A 15,363-nucleotide genomic window follows, 5' to 3' on the forward strand; every position below is an offset into this window, starting at 1 on the left:
GCCCTCACTTCGGCGCGATGCCGGCGAAATGCAGCACGCCGGCCACCACGATCACCATCGCCAGCGACAGCGGCAGGAACACCTTCCAGCCGAGGCGCATCAATTGATCGTAGCGGTAGCGCGGCACGATCGCCTTTGCCATCGCGAACAGGAAGAACATGAAGAAGACTTTGAGCGAGAACCAGATGATCCCCGGCACCCAGTTGAAGGGCGGCAGGTCGACCGGCGGCAGCCAGCCTCCGAGGAACAGGATCGTCGCCATCGCGCACATCGTGACGATCGCGACATACTCGCCGAGCATGAACAGCAGATACGGCGTCGAGCCGTACTCGACCATGAAGCCGGCGACGAGCTCGGATTCGGCTTCCACGAGGTCGAACGGCGGGCGGTTGGTCTCCGCCAGCGCCGAGACGTAGAACACCACGAACATCGGGAACAGCGGCCAGACGTACCAGTTCAGGATGGTGAGCTGCGGCAGTCCGATCAGGCTGGCGAGCCCGCGGACATGCTGGGCCTCGACCACGGCCGACAGGTTCAGCGTGCCGGCGCAGAGCAGCACGGTGATGATGACGAAGCCGATCGAGACTTCATAAGACACCATCTGCGCCGCCGAGCGCAGCGCGGCCAGGAACGGGTATTTCGAGTTCGACGACCAGCCGGCCATGATGATGCCGTAGATCGACAGCGACGAGATCGCGAAGATGAAGAGGATGCCGACATTGATGTCGGAGATCGCCCAGCCGAGATTGGTCGGGATCACCGCCCAGGCGGCGAGCGCGAGCACGCACGACACCAGCGGGGCCAGCAGGAACACGCCCTTGTTGGCGCCGGCCGGAATGATCGGCTCCTTCAGCACGAACTTCAGAAGGTCGGCGAAGGATTGCAGCAGGCCCCAGGGGCCGACCACGTTCGGGCCGCGCCGGATCTGCACCGCCGCCCAGATCTTGCGGTCGGCGAGCAGGATGTAGGCGATCGCCACGAGCAGGACGACGAGCACCAGGACGCTCTGCGCGACCATGATGATCAGCGGCCAGAGGAACCCGGTCCAGAATGCGCTTTCGAAGAATTCCATCAGATCACGCTCACTCCGCTGCGGTCAGCATGTGCCCGGAGGCGAGGCGCGAACATTCCGCCATTACGGCGGACGCACGCGCGATTGGGTTGGTCAAATAGAAGTCCTCGACCAGCGGCTTGAACGGCGCCTTCTCGGGCGAACCGCCCTTCCCCGCCAGCTTTTTGATCTGGTCGGCCGAGCCGGGCTCGATCTGGTCGAGGCGGATCAGGTGCGGCACGGCCTTGAAGATCGCCTGGCGCAAGGCGGCCAGCGAGTCATAGCCGAGCTTCTTGCCGAGCGCCTCCGACAGCGCGCGGACGATCGCCCAGTCCTCGCGGGCTTCGCCCGGCGGGAACGCGGCGCGGCCCGTCATCTGCACGCGGCCTTCGGTGTTGACGTAGATCGCGGACTTCTCGGTATAGGCAGCCGCCGGCAGGATCACGTCGGCGCGATGCGCGCCGCGGTCGCCATGGGTGCCGATATAGACAACGAAGGTACCATCAGGCGCGTTGATCTCGTCGGCGCCGAGCAGGAACAGCAAGTCCAGCGTGCCGAACGTCGTCATCTGCGCGGCGTTCAGGCCCCCGCCGGTTGCGGAGAAGCCGATATCGAGCGCGCCGACGCGCGAAGCGCTCTCGTGCAGCACGCCAAAGCCGTTCCAGCCGTCCTTGACCGCACCGACATCGAGCGCGAGCTTGGCGGCGGCGGCGAGAATGGCGGCGCCGTCGTGACGCGAGGCCGCGCCCGCGCCGACCAGGATGATCGGATTCTTGGCGTTCTTCAGCACGTCCATGAACGAGTGCTTGCCGGCCGCGAGCTCACCGAGCGTATCGGTGCCCGCGCCGAGATGGTCATAGTCGTAGGTCAGATCGACCTTCGGGCCGATCACGCCGACCTTGAAGCCGCCGGCACGCCAGCGCTTGCGGATGCGGGCGTTGAATACGGCCGCCTCTTTCCGCGGGTTCGCGCCGATGATGAGCAGCGCATCCGCCTGCTCCACACCCGCCAGCGTCGGGTTGAAGATGTAGGAGCCGCGACCGAGCGCGGGGTCAAAGGCGTCGCCGCCCTGCACCGCCAGATTGCCCGAGCCGTACTTGGCGAGAAGATCCTTCAGCGCGAACATCTCCTCGACGCCGGCGAGGTCGCCGGCGATCGCGCCGATGCGCTTGCCGTCGGTGCGTGCTGCCTTGGCGGCGATCGCGGCGAAAGCCTCGGTCCAGCTCGCCGCGCGCAGCTTGCCGGCCTCGCGGATGTAGGGCCGGTCCAGGCGCTGGGTGCGCAGGCCGTCGACGACGTGGCGGGTCTTGTCGGAGATCCACTCCTCGTTGACGGCCTCGTTGATGCGCGGCAGCACGCGCATGACTTCGCGGCCGCGGGTGTCGACGCGGATCGCCGACCCGACGCCGTCCATCACGTCGATCGACTGGGTCTTGCCCAGCTCCCAGGGACGCGCCGCAAAGGCATAAGGCTTCGAGGTCAGCGCGCCGACCGGGCAGATGTCGACGAGATTACCTTGAAGCTCCGAGGTCAGCGCGTGCTCGAGATAGGTCGTGATCTCCATGTCCTCGCCGCGCCCCGTCGCGCCCATCTCGGGGGCGCCTGCGACTTCCGCCGAGAAGCGGACGCAGCGCGTGCACTGGATGCAGCGGTTCATCGAGGTCTTGACCAGCGCACCGAGATATTTGTCCTCGACCGCGCGCTTGTTCTCGGCGAAGCGGCTGGTGTCGACACCATAGCCCATCGCCTGGTCCTGCAGGTCGCACTCGCCGCCCTGGTCGCAGATCGGGCAATCCAGCGGATGGTTGATCAGAAGGAACTCCATCACGCCTTCGCGTGCCTTCTTCACCATCGGCGAACGCGTCGAGATCTCCGGCGGCTCGCCCTTGGGGCCCGGACGACAATCGCGCACGCCCCAGGCGCAGCTCGCGACCGGCTTCGGGCCGCCCTTCACCTCGACGAGGCACATCCGGCAATTGCCGGCGATCGACAGCCGCTCGTGATAGCAGAAGCGCGGAATCTCGGCGCCGGCCGCCTCGCACGCCTGAAGCAGCGTGTACTCGGCGGGGACATCGATCTCTTTGCCGTCGATGATGAGCTTGGTCATTCTTCTTACTCCGCCGCGACCATGTTCACGGGATCGCGGACGCCGATATCGTCGACATCGGCCTTATGCGAATACTGGTCGATGCGCGCTTCGATCTCGTGACGGAAATGCGCGATCAGGCCCTGGATCGGCCATGCCGCGGCATCGCCGAGCGCGCAGATGGTGTGGCCTTCGACCTGCTTGGTGACTTCGAGCAGCATGTCGATCTCGCGCTTGTGGGCGCGGCCTTCGGCCATGCGGGTGAGCACGCGCCACATCCAGCCCGTACCCTCGCGGCACGGCGTGCACTGGCCGCAGCTCTCGTGCTTGTAGAAATAGGAGATGCGGGCAATGGCGCGGATCAGGTCGGTGGACTTGTCCATCACGATCACGGCCGCGGTGCCGAGGCCCGAGCGCAGCTTGCTCAGGCTGTCGAAATCCATCGGCGTGTCGATGATCTGCTCGGCCGGCACCATGCGCACCGACGAACCGCCGGGGATCACGGCCTTGAGGTTGTCCCAGCCGCCGCGGATGCCGCCGCAATGCTTGTCGATCAGCTCACGGAACGGGATGCCCATGGCCTCTTCGACGTTGCAGGGCCGCTCGACATGGCCGGAGATGCAGAAGAGCTTGGTGCCGACATTGTTCGGACGACCGATGCCGGCGAACCAGGCCGCGCCGCGGCGCAGGATGTCCGGCGCGACCGCGATGGACTCGACGTTGTTGACGGTGGTCGGACAGCCGAACAAGCCGACATTGGCCGGGAACGGCGGCTTCAGGCGCGGCTGGCCCTTCTTGCCTTCGAGGCTTTCGAGCAGCGCGGTCTCTTCGCCGCAGATATAGGCGCCGGCGCCGTGGGCGACGTAGATGTCGAACGGCCAGCCGTTGACGTTGTCCTTGCCGACCAGCTTGGCTTCATAGGCCTGGTCGATCGCGGCCTGCAGGTGCTCGCGCTCGCGGATGAACTCGCCGCGGACATAGATGTAGCAGGCATGCGCGTTCATCGCGCAGCTCGCGATCAGGCAGCCCTCGATCAGGAGATGCGGATCGTGCCGCATGATCTCACGATCCTTGCAGGTGCCGGGCTCGGATTCGTCGGCGTTGACGACGAGATAGCTCGGCCGGCCGTCGGTCGATTCCTTCGGCATGAACGACCATTTCAAACCGGTCGGGAAGCCGGCGCCGCCGCGGCCGCGCAGGCCTGACGCCTTCATCTCATTGATGATCCAGTCGCGGCCCTTGTCGATGATGTTCTTGGTGCCATCCCAGGCGCCGCGGCGCCGCGCACCCTCGAGCCCCCAATCGTGGAGGCCGTAGAGGTTCTTGAAGATGCGGTCCTTGTCCTCGAGCATATCAGTGCTTTCCGATCAACGAATGGTCTGCTTGTAGGCAAGTCCGGCGGCGCAGACGGCGAAGGTCAGCGCCCAGAGCAGACTGGATTCCAGCGACGCGTTCAGGCCGAAACGCTGCAGCAGGAAAATGAAAGCGGCCGCCACGGCGGCGTGCAACGCGATGAAGCCCCACTTTTTCATGGCATCGCTCTCCTGCACGGAAGGCTGCGAGAGATCACCCATCAGGTGCTCTCCTTCAGCGTGGTCGGCCCGGTGATCGGCGCCGAAAACTGGCGGCCGTTCTGCGGACCGGGCTTGGGCGGATTGCCCGAGGCGAAACCGTCGAGCACCTTGCCGAAGCTTTCCTTGGTCAGGTCCTCATAAGTGTCCTTGCCGATCAGCACCATCGGCGCGTTCACGCAGGCGCCCAGGCACTCGACCTCTTCCCAGCTGAAATTGCCGTCCTTGGAGAGATGGAAGGGCTCGTGATGGATGCGGTGCTCGCAGACGTGGATCAGATCCTCGGCGCCGCGCAGCCGGCACGGCGTGGTGCCGCAAACCTGGACATGGGCCTTCTTGCCGACGGGGGCGAGCTGGAACATGGTGTAGAAGGTCGCCACCTCCAGCACGCGGATGTAGGGCATGTCGAGCATGTCGGCGATGACGCGGATCGCGGCTTCCGAGACCCAGCCGTCGTGCTGCTCCTGGGCCCGCCAGAGGATGGCGATGACGGCGGAGGCCTGACGTCCCGCCGGATATTTCGCGATCTGCTGCTTGGCGAATGCGAGGTTCTCCTCCGTGAACGCAAAGCTCGCGGGCTGGACTTCCTTCGGTGCTAATCGGCGAACGGACATCTCTTCAATCTCTCACTGCATGCGGCGCGCTGTTTTCGCATTCAGGGCTTCGATCCTGTCCTGCCAAAATGCGCTTGCGGTGCCGAAAACGTTGTAGCCGACATGGGTCGAGACCTTGATGCGGTCGAGGATCGACAGCTCGGTCACGGTCTCCATCCGGTTGCTGCGCGGATCGAACACGATCAGCTTCAGCGGGGTCTGTTCGAGGATGAAGCGCGACACTGCATGAGAGCGGTCGCTGCCGTGCTCCTCGCACATGATGACGCTGTCGGCCTGGAGCAGACGCGCGCCGCCCTTGATCGCCTCGATCTCGACGCCCTCGACGTCGAGCTTGATCAGGTATTTGCCGGCGCTTGCCACCTTGCCGTCCTCGATCAGATTGTCGAGTGCGATGACCGGCACGTCCTCACCGCCCGCGGAGGGATCGCCGGCGATGCTGAAGGCCTCGTGCTTGGTGCCTGAGAGACGCGCGGTGCCGCGGGTGGCGCCGATCGCGCATTTCATGGTCTCGAAGCGATTGCCGTTGACGCGGGCGTTGTTGGCGAGCTTCGGATAGTTCTGCCCCGACGGCTCGATCGCGATCGCCTTGTGCGAGCCGAACGGCTTGCTCGACACCAGCACCGACCAGTAGCCGTAATTGGCACCGCAATCGAGCAACGTGTAGTCGACGTCGACGCTATCGGCGAACAGCAGCTCGAGCTCGTCTTCGTAGTTGTAGGAGCGGTTGAGCAGCTTGCTCCAATAGCCGTCGCCGTAAGGGAACTCGAACACGGCGTCGGGATTGAGCCTGATCGCGATGTTCCGCTCGGGCAGCGTCTTCCGCAGCAAATTCGCGCAGGCGATGTAGCCCATATGCGAGAAGTGCGAGGAGATCTTCGATCCCGTCACCAGCGCCAAGGCAGCCGTCCGCTCCCACAGGTTGGCCCCTTCAAGGGCCCCTGAGGCGCGGTCAAACTGGATTGGCGCCTGCTGCCCCATCACCGATCGACCTCTCCGAACACGATGTCGAGCGAGCCGAGGATCGCCGAGACGTCGGCGAGCAGATGGCCGCGGCAGATGTGATCCATCGCCTGCAGATGCGCAAAGCCCGGCGCGCGGATCTTGCACTTGTACGGCTTGTTGGTGCCGTCGGAGATCAGATAGACGCCGAACTCGCCCTTGGGCGCCTCGACCGCGGCGTAGACTTCGCCGGCCGGCACGTGAACGCCTTCGGTGTAGAGCTTGAAGTGGTGGATCAGCGCTTCCATCGAGCGCTTCATCTCGCCACGGCGCGGCGGCGCAACCTTGTTGTCGGCGACGACAACGGGGCCCTTCCCGTCGGGCGCGTTCAGCTTCTGGATGCACTGCTTCATGATGCGGATGGACTGACGCATCTCTTCCATGCGGATCAGATAACGGTCGTAGCAGTCGCCGTTCTTGCCGATCGGAATGTCGAAATCCATCTCGGCATAGCATTCATAGGGCTGCGACTTGCGCAGGTCCCAGGCCGCGCCCGAGCCGCGCACCATCACGCCCGAGAAGCCCCACTCCCAGGCCTCCTTCAGCGGCACCACGCCGATGTCGACGTTGCGCTGCTTGAAGATGCGGTTGGCGGTGAGCAGGCGGTCGAGATCGTCCACGACTTTCAGGAACGGATCGCACCAGGCCTCGATGTCGTCGACCAGCTTCTGCGGCAAATCCTGATGCACGCCACCGACGCGGAAGTAAGCCGCATGCATGCGGCTGCCCGAGGCGCGCTCGTAGAACACCATCAGCTTCTCGCGCTCTTCGAAGCCCCACAGCGGCGGGGTCAGCGCGCCGACGTCCATCGCCTGCGTGGTGACGTTGAGCAGATGCGACAGGATGCGGCCGATCTCGCAATAGAGCACGCGGATCAGCTGGCCGCGGCGCGGCACCTCGATGCCGAGCAGCTTTTCGGCCGCCATGCAGAAGGCGTGTTCCTGGTTCATCGGCGCGACGTAGTCGAGCCGGTCGAAATACGGGATCGCCTGGAGGTAGGTCTTCTGCTCGATCAGCTTCTCGGTGCCGCGGTGAAGCAGGCCGATATGCGGATCGACGCGCGCGACGACTTCGCCGTCCAGCTCCAGCACCAGACGCAGCACGCCGTGCGCGGCCGGATGTTGCGGACCGAAATTGATGGTGAAGTTGCGGAGATTTTCAGGTTGCTCGTTCATGATCAGACCTTCGGTCCCGCTTTTTCATCCCCCGGAAGCACCGGATAATCGGCCCCCTCCCACGGAGACAAAAAGTCGAACTTGCGGAATTCCTGGTTGAGCCGGACGGGCTCGTACACCACCCGCTTCTCCTGGTCGTCGTAGCGGACCTCGACGAAACCCGTGGTCGGGAAGTCCTTGCGCAGCGGATGGCCCTCGAACCCGTAATCGGTGAGGATGCGGCGCATGTCGGGATGGCCGACGAAGAACACGCCGTAGAGGTCGTAGGCCTCGCGCTCGAACCAGTCGGCGCCGGGGAACAATTCAATCAGCGACGGCACCTGGGTGGTCTCGTCGGCCTGGGCCTTGAGGCGGATCCGCGCGTTCAGGGTCGGTGACAGGAAGTGATAAATCACGTCGAAGCGCTTCTCGCGCGAGGGATAGTCCGCGGCCGTGATGTCGGTGAAGTTGACGAAGCGACAGTTCGGATCGTCGCGGAGGTACTTGACCACCTCGACGATCTTGCTGGCCTCGACATCAACCGTGAGCTGGTTGAAGGCCACCGAATGACCGATGGCGGCGCCCGGAAGCGCGCTAACGATCGTCTGCCCCAGTGCGTCGAGCTTGGCGTCGTCCATGACGTAAAACCTTAGCGTTCGATGGTGCCGGTGCGCCGGATCTTCTTCTGCAGCAGCAGCACGCCGTAAAGCAGCGCTTCCGCCGTGGGCGGGCAGCCCGGCACATAGATGTCGATCGGCACGATGCGGTCGCAGCCGCGCACGACCGAGTAGGAATAGTGATAGTAGCCGCCGCCGTTGGCGCAGGAGCCCATCGAGATGACGTAGCGCGGCTCGGGCATCTGGTCGTAGACCTTGCGCAGCGCAGGCGCCATCTTGTTGGTCAGCGTGCCGGCGACGATCATCACGTCGGACTGGCGCGGCGAGGCACGCGGCGCGAAGCCGAAGCGCTCGACGTCGTAGCGCGGCATCGACACCTGCATCATCTCGACCGCGCAACAGGCGAGACCGAAGGTCATCCACATCAAGGAGCCGGTGCGGGCCCAGGTGATGAGGTCGTCGGTCGCAGCCACGAAGAAGCCCTTGTCGGACAGCTCGGAATTGACCTCGAGAAAGAACGGATCATTGGCCCCGACCGGCCGGCCGGTCGACGGATCCAGGATGCCCTTGGGGGCCGGCGCGATAGCCGGACCTGTGGACGACACGGGGTTCAATCCCATTCGAGTGCTCCCTTCTTCCATTCATAGGCGAACCCGACCGTCAGCACGGCGAGGAACACCACCATGGACCAGAAGCCGGTCGCGCCAAGCTTGCCGAACGCCACCGCCCAGGGAAACAGGAACGCCACCTCGAGATCGAAGATGATGAAGAGAATGGCGACCAGATAGAAGCGGACGTCGAACTTCATGCGCGCGTCGTCGAAGGCGTTGAAACCGCACTCATACGCCGACAGCTTTTCCGGGTCCGGCTGCTGGAACGCCACGACGAAGGGCGCGATCAGCAGCACGAGGCCAATGAGGCCCGCTACCCCTATAAAGACGACGAGTGGAAGGTAGTTCTGCAGAATGCCGCTCATGGCGAGCCCTTTTTCCCGCAGCCTCGGGACAGCCACGGATTCGTCCGATTTGGAATTATTCTGAGCCTTAGCGCAGTGCACCAATGGGCGCAAGACACGCTCTTTTCAGGCCCTTTGCCGCCCCCAGAACGGTGAAAATCCCGGAATCACCCCGCGTTGGTATGGAGCAGATCGTCAGGGCCAGCAAGGGCGGTTCGGGCCCGCGGCCGTGGCGTCTGCTGTTTGGGAAGGCCCACTTTATGTAGGCCGCGGCGCGGCAAAATACACATTAAAACGACGATTGCCGCTGGTCGGCCGCATTCCCACCCACCAAGCCCGCAGCCGCTCCGAGCAGCCTATCCACAGGCAAGGCAGGCACGAGCCATGCATCGCGCGGGGGGCGAGCCCCGCCTCAGGCGATATATTGCAGTCCGGCCGGGGTCCAGCCGCGAGCGCGGCGACGGCGACATCCTGGGCCGTCGCGCGCGCCGCGCTCGGATGAGCTTCGGGCTGGGGGGCATAGCCCGGGAGCTCATCTATCTCGTGAGGAAGAGCGGCGGCGCCAGATGGCGCTGCCCTTTTCCCGCCCTCACCATTTGTAGGAGACGCTGGCGGTGACACGCCGGCGATCGCCGTAGAAGCACGACGTGGCCGACGCGCAGCTCGCGACATAGATCTTGTCGGTCAGGTTGATCACGTTCAGCGCCGTACGCCAGTTCTGCCATTCATAGTGGAGCGCGAGATCGCCGAGCACGACTGCGGGAACTTCGAGGGTGTTTGCAGCATCCGCCCAGGACGGGCCGATGTAACGCACGCCACCGCCAAAGCCGAACCCTTCCAACGGTCCATCCTTGAAGGTGTAGTCGGCCCATCCCGATACCAGAAGCTGGGGCGTATTGGTCGGCGTCTTGCCGACGAGGGTCGGGTCGAGGTCTTTGCTGTTGAAGAGATGATAGGACGTGAAGGCGCCGATGAACTTCAGCTCCTTCGTGGCATTGGCCACCGCTTCCAGCTCGATGCCGCGCGAGGTCACCTCGCCGGTCTGGTTCTGCAAGACCGGAACGCTGCCCGGTAATGTCGTCGCGACGTTTTGACGGACCAAATCGAAAGCCGAAACCGTGAAATAGCCATCGAAGCCTTTTGGCGCGACCTTCACGCCGATTTCGGCCTGCTTGCCGGTCTCCGGCAGGAACAGCTGGTTCGTCGCATTGAGGCCGATGATCGGATTGTAGCTCGTCGAATACGAGACGTAGGGCGCGATGCCGTTGTCGAAATTGTAGATCAGTCCGGCGCGGCCGCTGAACCTGCTGTCGTCACGGCTGGCAACGGTTGCGCCGGTGTCCCGCGCTTCTTGCGTCGTTTCGACCCAGTCATTGCGGCCGCTCAGCACCAGCGTGAAGTTGCCGAGCTTCATCTGGTCCTGGAGATAGGTGCCGGCCTGCTTCTGTGTGATGAGGAAGTTACGGAACGGCGCGCTCGGCAACGCAACCTCGGCTCCCCCATAGGCCGGATTGAAAACGTTGATCGAGGGTACGCCGAATCCGAAGGCTTGATAATCGTCGATCTGGTAGCCTCTCAGATCGACGCCGAACAGCATTGTGTGTCTGACCGGACCGGTGTTGAAGCGATACTCGAGCTGATTATCGAGATTGGCCTGGTTGGCGGTGTTCTTCGCGTACCAATTATATCGTCCCATCGTGGCGGTGTTGATGCTGTCCCAACCGTTGCCGACATAGCCGCGGTAGCTGATGTCGACATGCGCAAAGCGGGCGTTCTGGCGGAACGTCAGGTCGTCGGTAAGATTGCGCTCGAACTGATAGCCCAGCATCTCCTGCTCGCGCGTGAATTTGTCGACGGTTGGATCTCCGACGAAGAAGCTCGTGGGAATCTTGCCGAACGGCGCGTTCGTCACCGTGCCCTGGTAGGGCAGGAAGTTGATGCCGCGGGTGTCCTGCTTCGAGGCAGACGCAAGCACCGTGAAGCTCGTGTCGGCATCCGGCTTCCACGTGAACGACGGTGCGATGAAGTAGTTGTTGTCCGGCGTGAAGTTGACCTGCGTGCCGCCGTTCTGGACCTGGCCGACCACGCGCGCGAACAGTTTGCCGTTCTCGGGGCTCGTCGCGACCGGACCGCCCATGTCGAAACTGACATAGGCATTGCCGAAATTATTGACGCCGGCCTCGATGTAGCGGATCGGCTCGGCCGGCGGCATCTTGCTGATGACGTTGACGATGCCGCTCGGGCTTGATCCCCCGTAAAGCACCGCCGACGGACCGCGCAATACCTCGACCCGCTCCATGTTGGGGGTCTGCAGTTTCCAGCTGGCATAGGACGTGTAGAACAGCTGCATGCCGTCGAGAAACAGTCCGATGTCCTCGGACTTGAAGCCGCGGATCAACCACCAGTCGTTGCGGGTATCCGTGCCGAAAGTCCCTGCGCGCACGCCGGCAGTGTAGCGCAGGACCTCATCGAGCTTGTTGGGCTTCTGGTCGCGGATCTGCTCGGCGCCGATGACGGACACTGACTGCGGCGTCTCGATGATCGGCGTGTTGGTCTTGGTGCCGGACGAACTGCGACCCGCGACGTAGCCGTTCACTGGGCCGCGCGGCGTCTCGACGAAGCCGACGTTGCGCTGCGGCTGCGGCCTGTTCCTGTTGGCGATCTGCTCCGACGACCGCGGCGCACGGCGCTGAGGGGTCGTGGTCGCGCGGCGGCGCGCTTCCGGCGCGGTGACGGTCACCGGCGGCAGGCTCGCTGCGCCACCCTGCGCGGACGATTGTGCAAGCGATGCCTGCGGCATCAAAACCCAAGCGGATGCGGTCGCCAGCACGGCCGACCGCAGCATTCCAAGACTGTTCAACGCGCCACCCCAAAGCTGCATGTTCGATGCGTCATGCCGCCTGTCCCCGGACGGCATGCGCTTGGAGGTGACGCTTATGGGAGCGCGCGAGAATTCCCTAATTGAAAGCTTCTTAGAAAGACTCTTAGAAGCGATCCAACATGTTCAGAGATTGCTGGATGATCAGCGCGCGTTCTTCTCGCTCTCGAGCATCTCGGCGGCGATCGCCGTGAGCTGGTCGACCTGCCCCAGCAGCGTGTGGAACTCGGCTTCGCTCAGCTGTTCCAGCAGGCGCCGATTGCGCTCCTGCGCGCCCTCGACGATCGCATCATGCGCGGCGAGCCCCGCTGGGGTCAGCGAGATCAGCACCTCGCGGCTATCTTTCGGATTCGCGGTCTTTGCGATCAGCTTGCGCGAGAGCAGATTGGCCAGCGCGCGGCTGATCTGTCCCTTGTCCTGGCCGACGGCTTCAGCGAGCCGCGCCACGCTCATCGGCGGCCGGCGGCCCAGCGAGGCGACGAGACCGAACTCGACCGAGGACAATCCGGTGAGGCGCTTGTAGCGCAGGATCGCGCCGCGCTTGAGCAGATTGGCAAGCACCATCAGTCGCGACGACAGCATCACGGTGATCGGGGCCGACGGTTCGCTCTCGTCCGCTGCGGGCGACGTCGCCCCGCCCCTGCTCTCGGTCTGGCTCATGATTCACCTCTGCCAAGAAAGCCCAAGCCTGCCAAGCCCGACGCTGCCAAGTCCGGGCCTGCCAAGTCCGAGCCTGCCAAGCCCGGCCGGACGCTTCATCAAATGCGATTAAGAGGCATTTGGAAGATCGTTGACATTGTCATCGAATTATCTTTCACTGGATCCAAGGTGCCGAAAAGGCCCGGCCATCACGGCCAAAGCGGGAGGAACCAGGTATGACCATCACCCAGCGGGATCGTGACCTCGGCACGGCCTACGCGATGAAGCCGGCGCATACCCGCACTGAGCTCACCTCGGTCGCGCGCGGCACGCCGATGGGCGAGCTGCTGCGCCGTTACTGGCACCCGGTCGGGCTCGTCGGTGACGCCACCGACACACCTAAGAAGGTGCGCGCGCTCGGCGAGGATCTGGTGCTGTTCCGCGACAGGCATGGCCGCGCCGGCCTGTTGCACGCCCGATGCTGCCACCGCGGCACCACGCTCTACTATGGCAAGGTCGAGGAGGACGGCATCCGTTGCTGCTATCACGGCTGGAAGTTCGACACCGAGGGCCACTGCCTGGAGCAGCCCTGCGAGCCCGACGGCGGCCAGTTCAAGGACAAGGTGCGCCAGCCCTGGTATCCGGTCGAGGAACGCTACGGCCTGATCTTCGCCTATATGGGCCCGGCCGAGAAACGCCCGGTGCTGCCGGCTTACGAATGCCTGGAGACAATGGACGACGGTGAGCTGGTCGAGGCCGATGATTCCTCGATCGGCGGCGGTGGCCCCGCCATCATCCCCTGCAACTGGCTGCAGCATTTCGAGAACGTGGTCGATCCCTATCACGTGCCGGTGCTGCACGGCTCGTTCTCGGGACCGCAATTCACCAACATGATGGCGTCGATCCCTGAGGTGAAGTTCGAGAAATCACCGCGCGGCGTCCTCGTGCGCTCCGAGCGCAAGCAGGACGACGGCAAGGTGTTCTATCGCGTCAGCGAGGCTGCGCTGCCGACGCTGCGCGTCGTGCCGAACCCGCGCGTCGCGCAGTTCGCGCGCGTCGAGTCGATCGGCTGGGTGCTTCCGATCGACGATGGCTCCTTCCGGATCTACGTCGCCGGCCGCGTCAAGAACTCCGGCGACATCAGCCGCATGCGCTCGAAGTTCAACGGCAAGTTCTGGTGGGACATGACCGAGCAAGAGCACCAGCAATTTCCGGGCGACTATGAGGCCCAGGTCGGCCAGGGCGAGGTGACGATCCATTCCGAGGAACATTTCGGCCAAAGCGACCGCGGGATCCTCATGATCCGGCGCATGCTGAGCGACCAGCTCGACGCACTCGCCGCAGGCCGCGACCCGATCGGCGTCTCGTTCGATGCCAGCGCGCCGCCGGTCGACTTCGAAGCGGGGAATTACATCCGCGAAGGCTGACCTTCCAGCCGCTACTTCCGGGCTGGACCATTAACGACAATAAACACAAATTGGGGGAAGCGATGGTCGATGTGACGTCACAGATGTCGGTGCAAACGGCTGCCGCGGCAAAGCCCCCGGCGCGGCGCTATTACGTGCTGGGGCTGCTCACCATCATCTACGCGCTGAACTTTCTCGACCGCACGATCTTCAACGTCCTGATCGAGCCGATCAAGAAGGAGTTTGCGCTCAGCGACACCATGATGGGCCTGCTCGCGGGCTTCGGCTTTGCGCTGTTCTATTCCCTGCTCGGCATTCCCATCGCGCGCGTCGCCGACCGGCTCAACCGGCGCAACATCGTGGCCGTCGCCTTTGCATTCTGGAGCGCGATGACGGCGCTGTGCGGCGCGGCCACCAGCGTAACCTCGCTGGCACTGGCGCGCATCGGCGTCGGCATCGGCGAATCCGCCGGCTCTCCCGCCTCGCAGTCGATCGTCGCCGATCTCTTCGCCAAGAACGAGCGCCCGCGCGCGCTCGGCATCTACGCCATCGGCACCTATCTCGGCGTCTTCCTCGGCTATTTCGTCGGCGGCTACGTCAACCAGCACTATGGCTGGCGGATGGCCTTCTATATCGCCGGCCTGCCCGGCATCCTGCTCGCACTGGTGCTGTGGCTGACGATCTCCGAGCCGAAGCGCGGCGCGATGCAGGAGAGCTTCGTGCCCGAGCCGCTCGGGCCAACGCTACGTTTCCTGGCGTCGCAGCGCAGCTTCATCATCGTCCTGATCGGCTTCTGCCTCACCACCTACACGAACTACGCCACCGCGGCCTGGATCCCGCCGTTCCTGGCGCGCGTGCACCATCTGTCGAGCGCGGAGATCGGCACCTATGCCGGCACCTTCAAGGGCCTCGCCGGCATGGCCGGTACCCTGCTCGGCGGCTTCGTGGTGGCGCAAGTCAGCCGCCGCGACGACCGCTGGAAGCTGTGGGCGCCTGCGATCACCTCGGGCCTCGCGGGCCCGGTGTTCGCGCTGTGCATGCTGACGCAGGATTTTGCGATGATGGTCGGCATGCTGGCGCTGACCTCGTTCCTGGTCGGCTTCCATCTCGGCCCGATCTTCGCGATCGCGCAGACGGTGGCCAAGCCCAGCATGCGCGCGCTCGCTTCCGCGCTGATTGCGCTCACCGCCACCTGCTTCGGCCAGGGCGTCGGCCCGCTCGCGGTCGGCATGGTCAATGACGCGCTGAAGGGCAGTTATGGCGCAGAGGCCGTGCGCTATTCCCTGCTCTCGGCGGCGGTCACGACCACGCTCGGCGCCCTCTTGTTCATCTGGGCCGCCCGCGCGATCCGGGACGACATCGGCCGGGCCGCGGCCTGAGATCGACCCGGTGG

The 15,363-nt window shown here is 64.4% G+C and carries 14 protein-coding genes; 2 read left to right on the plus strand and 12 right to left on the minus strand.

From position 1 onward, the window contains the following. Positions 1–4: 4 nt before the first annotated feature. From nuoH to GGD66_RS05775, 12 genes are all read right to left on the minus strand, one after another. Positions 5–1,072 carry an NADH-quinone oxidoreductase subunit NuoH gene (gene nuoH / locus GGD66_RS05720; RefSeq protein ID WP_092257313.1) on the minus strand — a complete coding sequence of 356 codons (1,068 nt, stop codon included), beginning with the start codon at positions 1,070–1,072 and terminating at the stop codon, positions 5–7. A gap of 10 nt (positions 1,073–1,082) precedes the next feature. Beyond that, entirely contained in the window at positions 1,083–3,158 is a 2,076-nt protein-coding gene (gene nuoG / locus GGD66_RS05725) for an NADH-quinone oxidoreductase subunit NuoG (RefSeq protein WP_092257316.1), read from the minus strand. A gap of 5 nt (positions 3,159–3,163) precedes the next feature. After that, complete coding sequence (gene nuoF, locus GGD66_RS05730) at positions 3,164–4,489, minus strand: NADH-quinone oxidoreductase subunit NuoF (RefSeq protein WP_018320146.1); 1,326 nt, start codon at positions 4,487–4,489, stop codon at positions 3,164–3,166. Between the two features lie 15 nt (positions 4,490–4,504). Then, complete coding sequence (locus GGD66_RS05735) at positions 4,505–4,711, minus strand: hypothetical protein (RefSeq protein ID WP_092257322.1); 207 nt, start codon at positions 4,709–4,711, stop codon at positions 4,505–4,507. Beyond that, positions 4,711–5,322, minus strand: a complete 612-nt coding sequence (gene nuoE / locus GGD66_RS05740; RefSeq protein WP_018320144.1) for an NADH-quinone oxidoreductase subunit NuoE — start codon at positions 5,320–5,322, stop codon at positions 4,711–4,713. The genes GGD66_RS05735 and nuoE overlap by 1 nt, the downstream gene beginning before the upstream one ends. 12 nt (positions 5,323–5,334) lie before the next feature. Continuing rightward, entirely contained in the window at positions 5,335–6,300 is a 966-nt protein-coding gene (locus GGD66_RS05745) for an FkbM family methyltransferase (protein WP_092257325.1), read from the minus strand. Beyond that, positions 6,300–7,496 (minus strand): NADH-quinone oxidoreductase subunit D, encoded by a 1,197-nt coding sequence (locus GGD66_RS05750; RefSeq protein WP_018320142.1) that lies wholly within the window; start codon positions 7,494–7,496, stop codon positions 6,300–6,302. The genes GGD66_RS05745 and GGD66_RS05750 overlap by 1 nt, the downstream gene beginning before the upstream one ends. 2 nt (positions 7,497–7,498) lie before the next feature. Beyond that, positions 7,499–8,113 carry an NADH-quinone oxidoreductase subunit C gene (locus GGD66_RS05755; RefSeq protein ID WP_183231717.1) on the minus strand — a complete coding sequence of 205 codons (615 nt, stop codon included), beginning with the start codon at positions 8,111–8,113 and terminating at the stop codon, positions 7,499–7,501. Between the two features lie 11 nt (positions 8,114–8,124). Then, a complete protein-coding gene (locus tag GGD66_RS05760) occupies positions 8,125–8,712 on the minus strand; it encodes an NADH-quinone oxidoreductase subunit B family protein (RefSeq protein ID WP_026202310.1) in 588 nt (195 codons plus the stop codon). Further along, entirely contained in the window at positions 8,703–9,068 is a 366-nt protein-coding gene (locus tag GGD66_RS05765; protein ID WP_018320139.1) for an NADH-quinone oxidoreductase subunit A, read from the minus strand. Before GGD66_RS05765 ends, GGD66_RS05760 begins: the two co-directional genes overlap by 10 nt. 568 nt (positions 9,069–9,636) lie before the next feature. Further along, on the minus strand, positions 9,637–11,892 hold the full coding sequence (locus GGD66_RS05770; protein ID WP_177237144.1) for a TonB-dependent siderophore receptor: 2,256 nt from the start codon (positions 11,890–11,892) through the stop codon (positions 9,637–9,639). A gap of 177 nt (positions 11,893–12,069) precedes the next feature. Then, positions 12,070–12,585: a MarR family winged helix-turn-helix transcriptional regulator gene (locus tag GGD66_RS05775; RefSeq protein ID WP_092257331.1), complete on the minus strand. Its 516-nt coding sequence runs from the start codon at positions 12,583–12,585 to the stop codon at positions 12,070–12,072. Between the two features lie 215 nt (positions 12,586–12,800). Here GGD66_RS05775 and GGD66_RS05780 point away from each other — a divergent pair, with 215 nt between their 5' ends. After that, on the plus strand, positions 12,801–13,991 hold the full coding sequence (locus GGD66_RS05780) for an aromatic ring-hydroxylating dioxygenase subunit alpha (protein WP_092257334.1): 1,191 nt from the start codon (positions 12,801–12,803) through the stop codon (positions 13,989–13,991). Between the two features lie 62 nt (positions 13,992–14,053). Further along, positions 14,054–15,349 carry an MFS transporter gene (locus GGD66_RS05785; RefSeq protein ID WP_183257062.1) on the plus strand — a complete coding sequence of 432 codons (1,296 nt, stop codon included), beginning with the start codon at positions 14,054–14,056 and terminating at the stop codon, positions 15,347–15,349. Positions 15,350–15,363 lie beyond the last annotated feature (14 nt).

The organism is Bradyrhizobium sp. CIR48, assembly GCF_014198315.1.
In the GTDB taxonomy this organism is placed as follows: domain Bacteria; phylum Pseudomonadota; class Alphaproteobacteria; order Rhizobiales; family Xanthobacteraceae; genus Bradyrhizobium.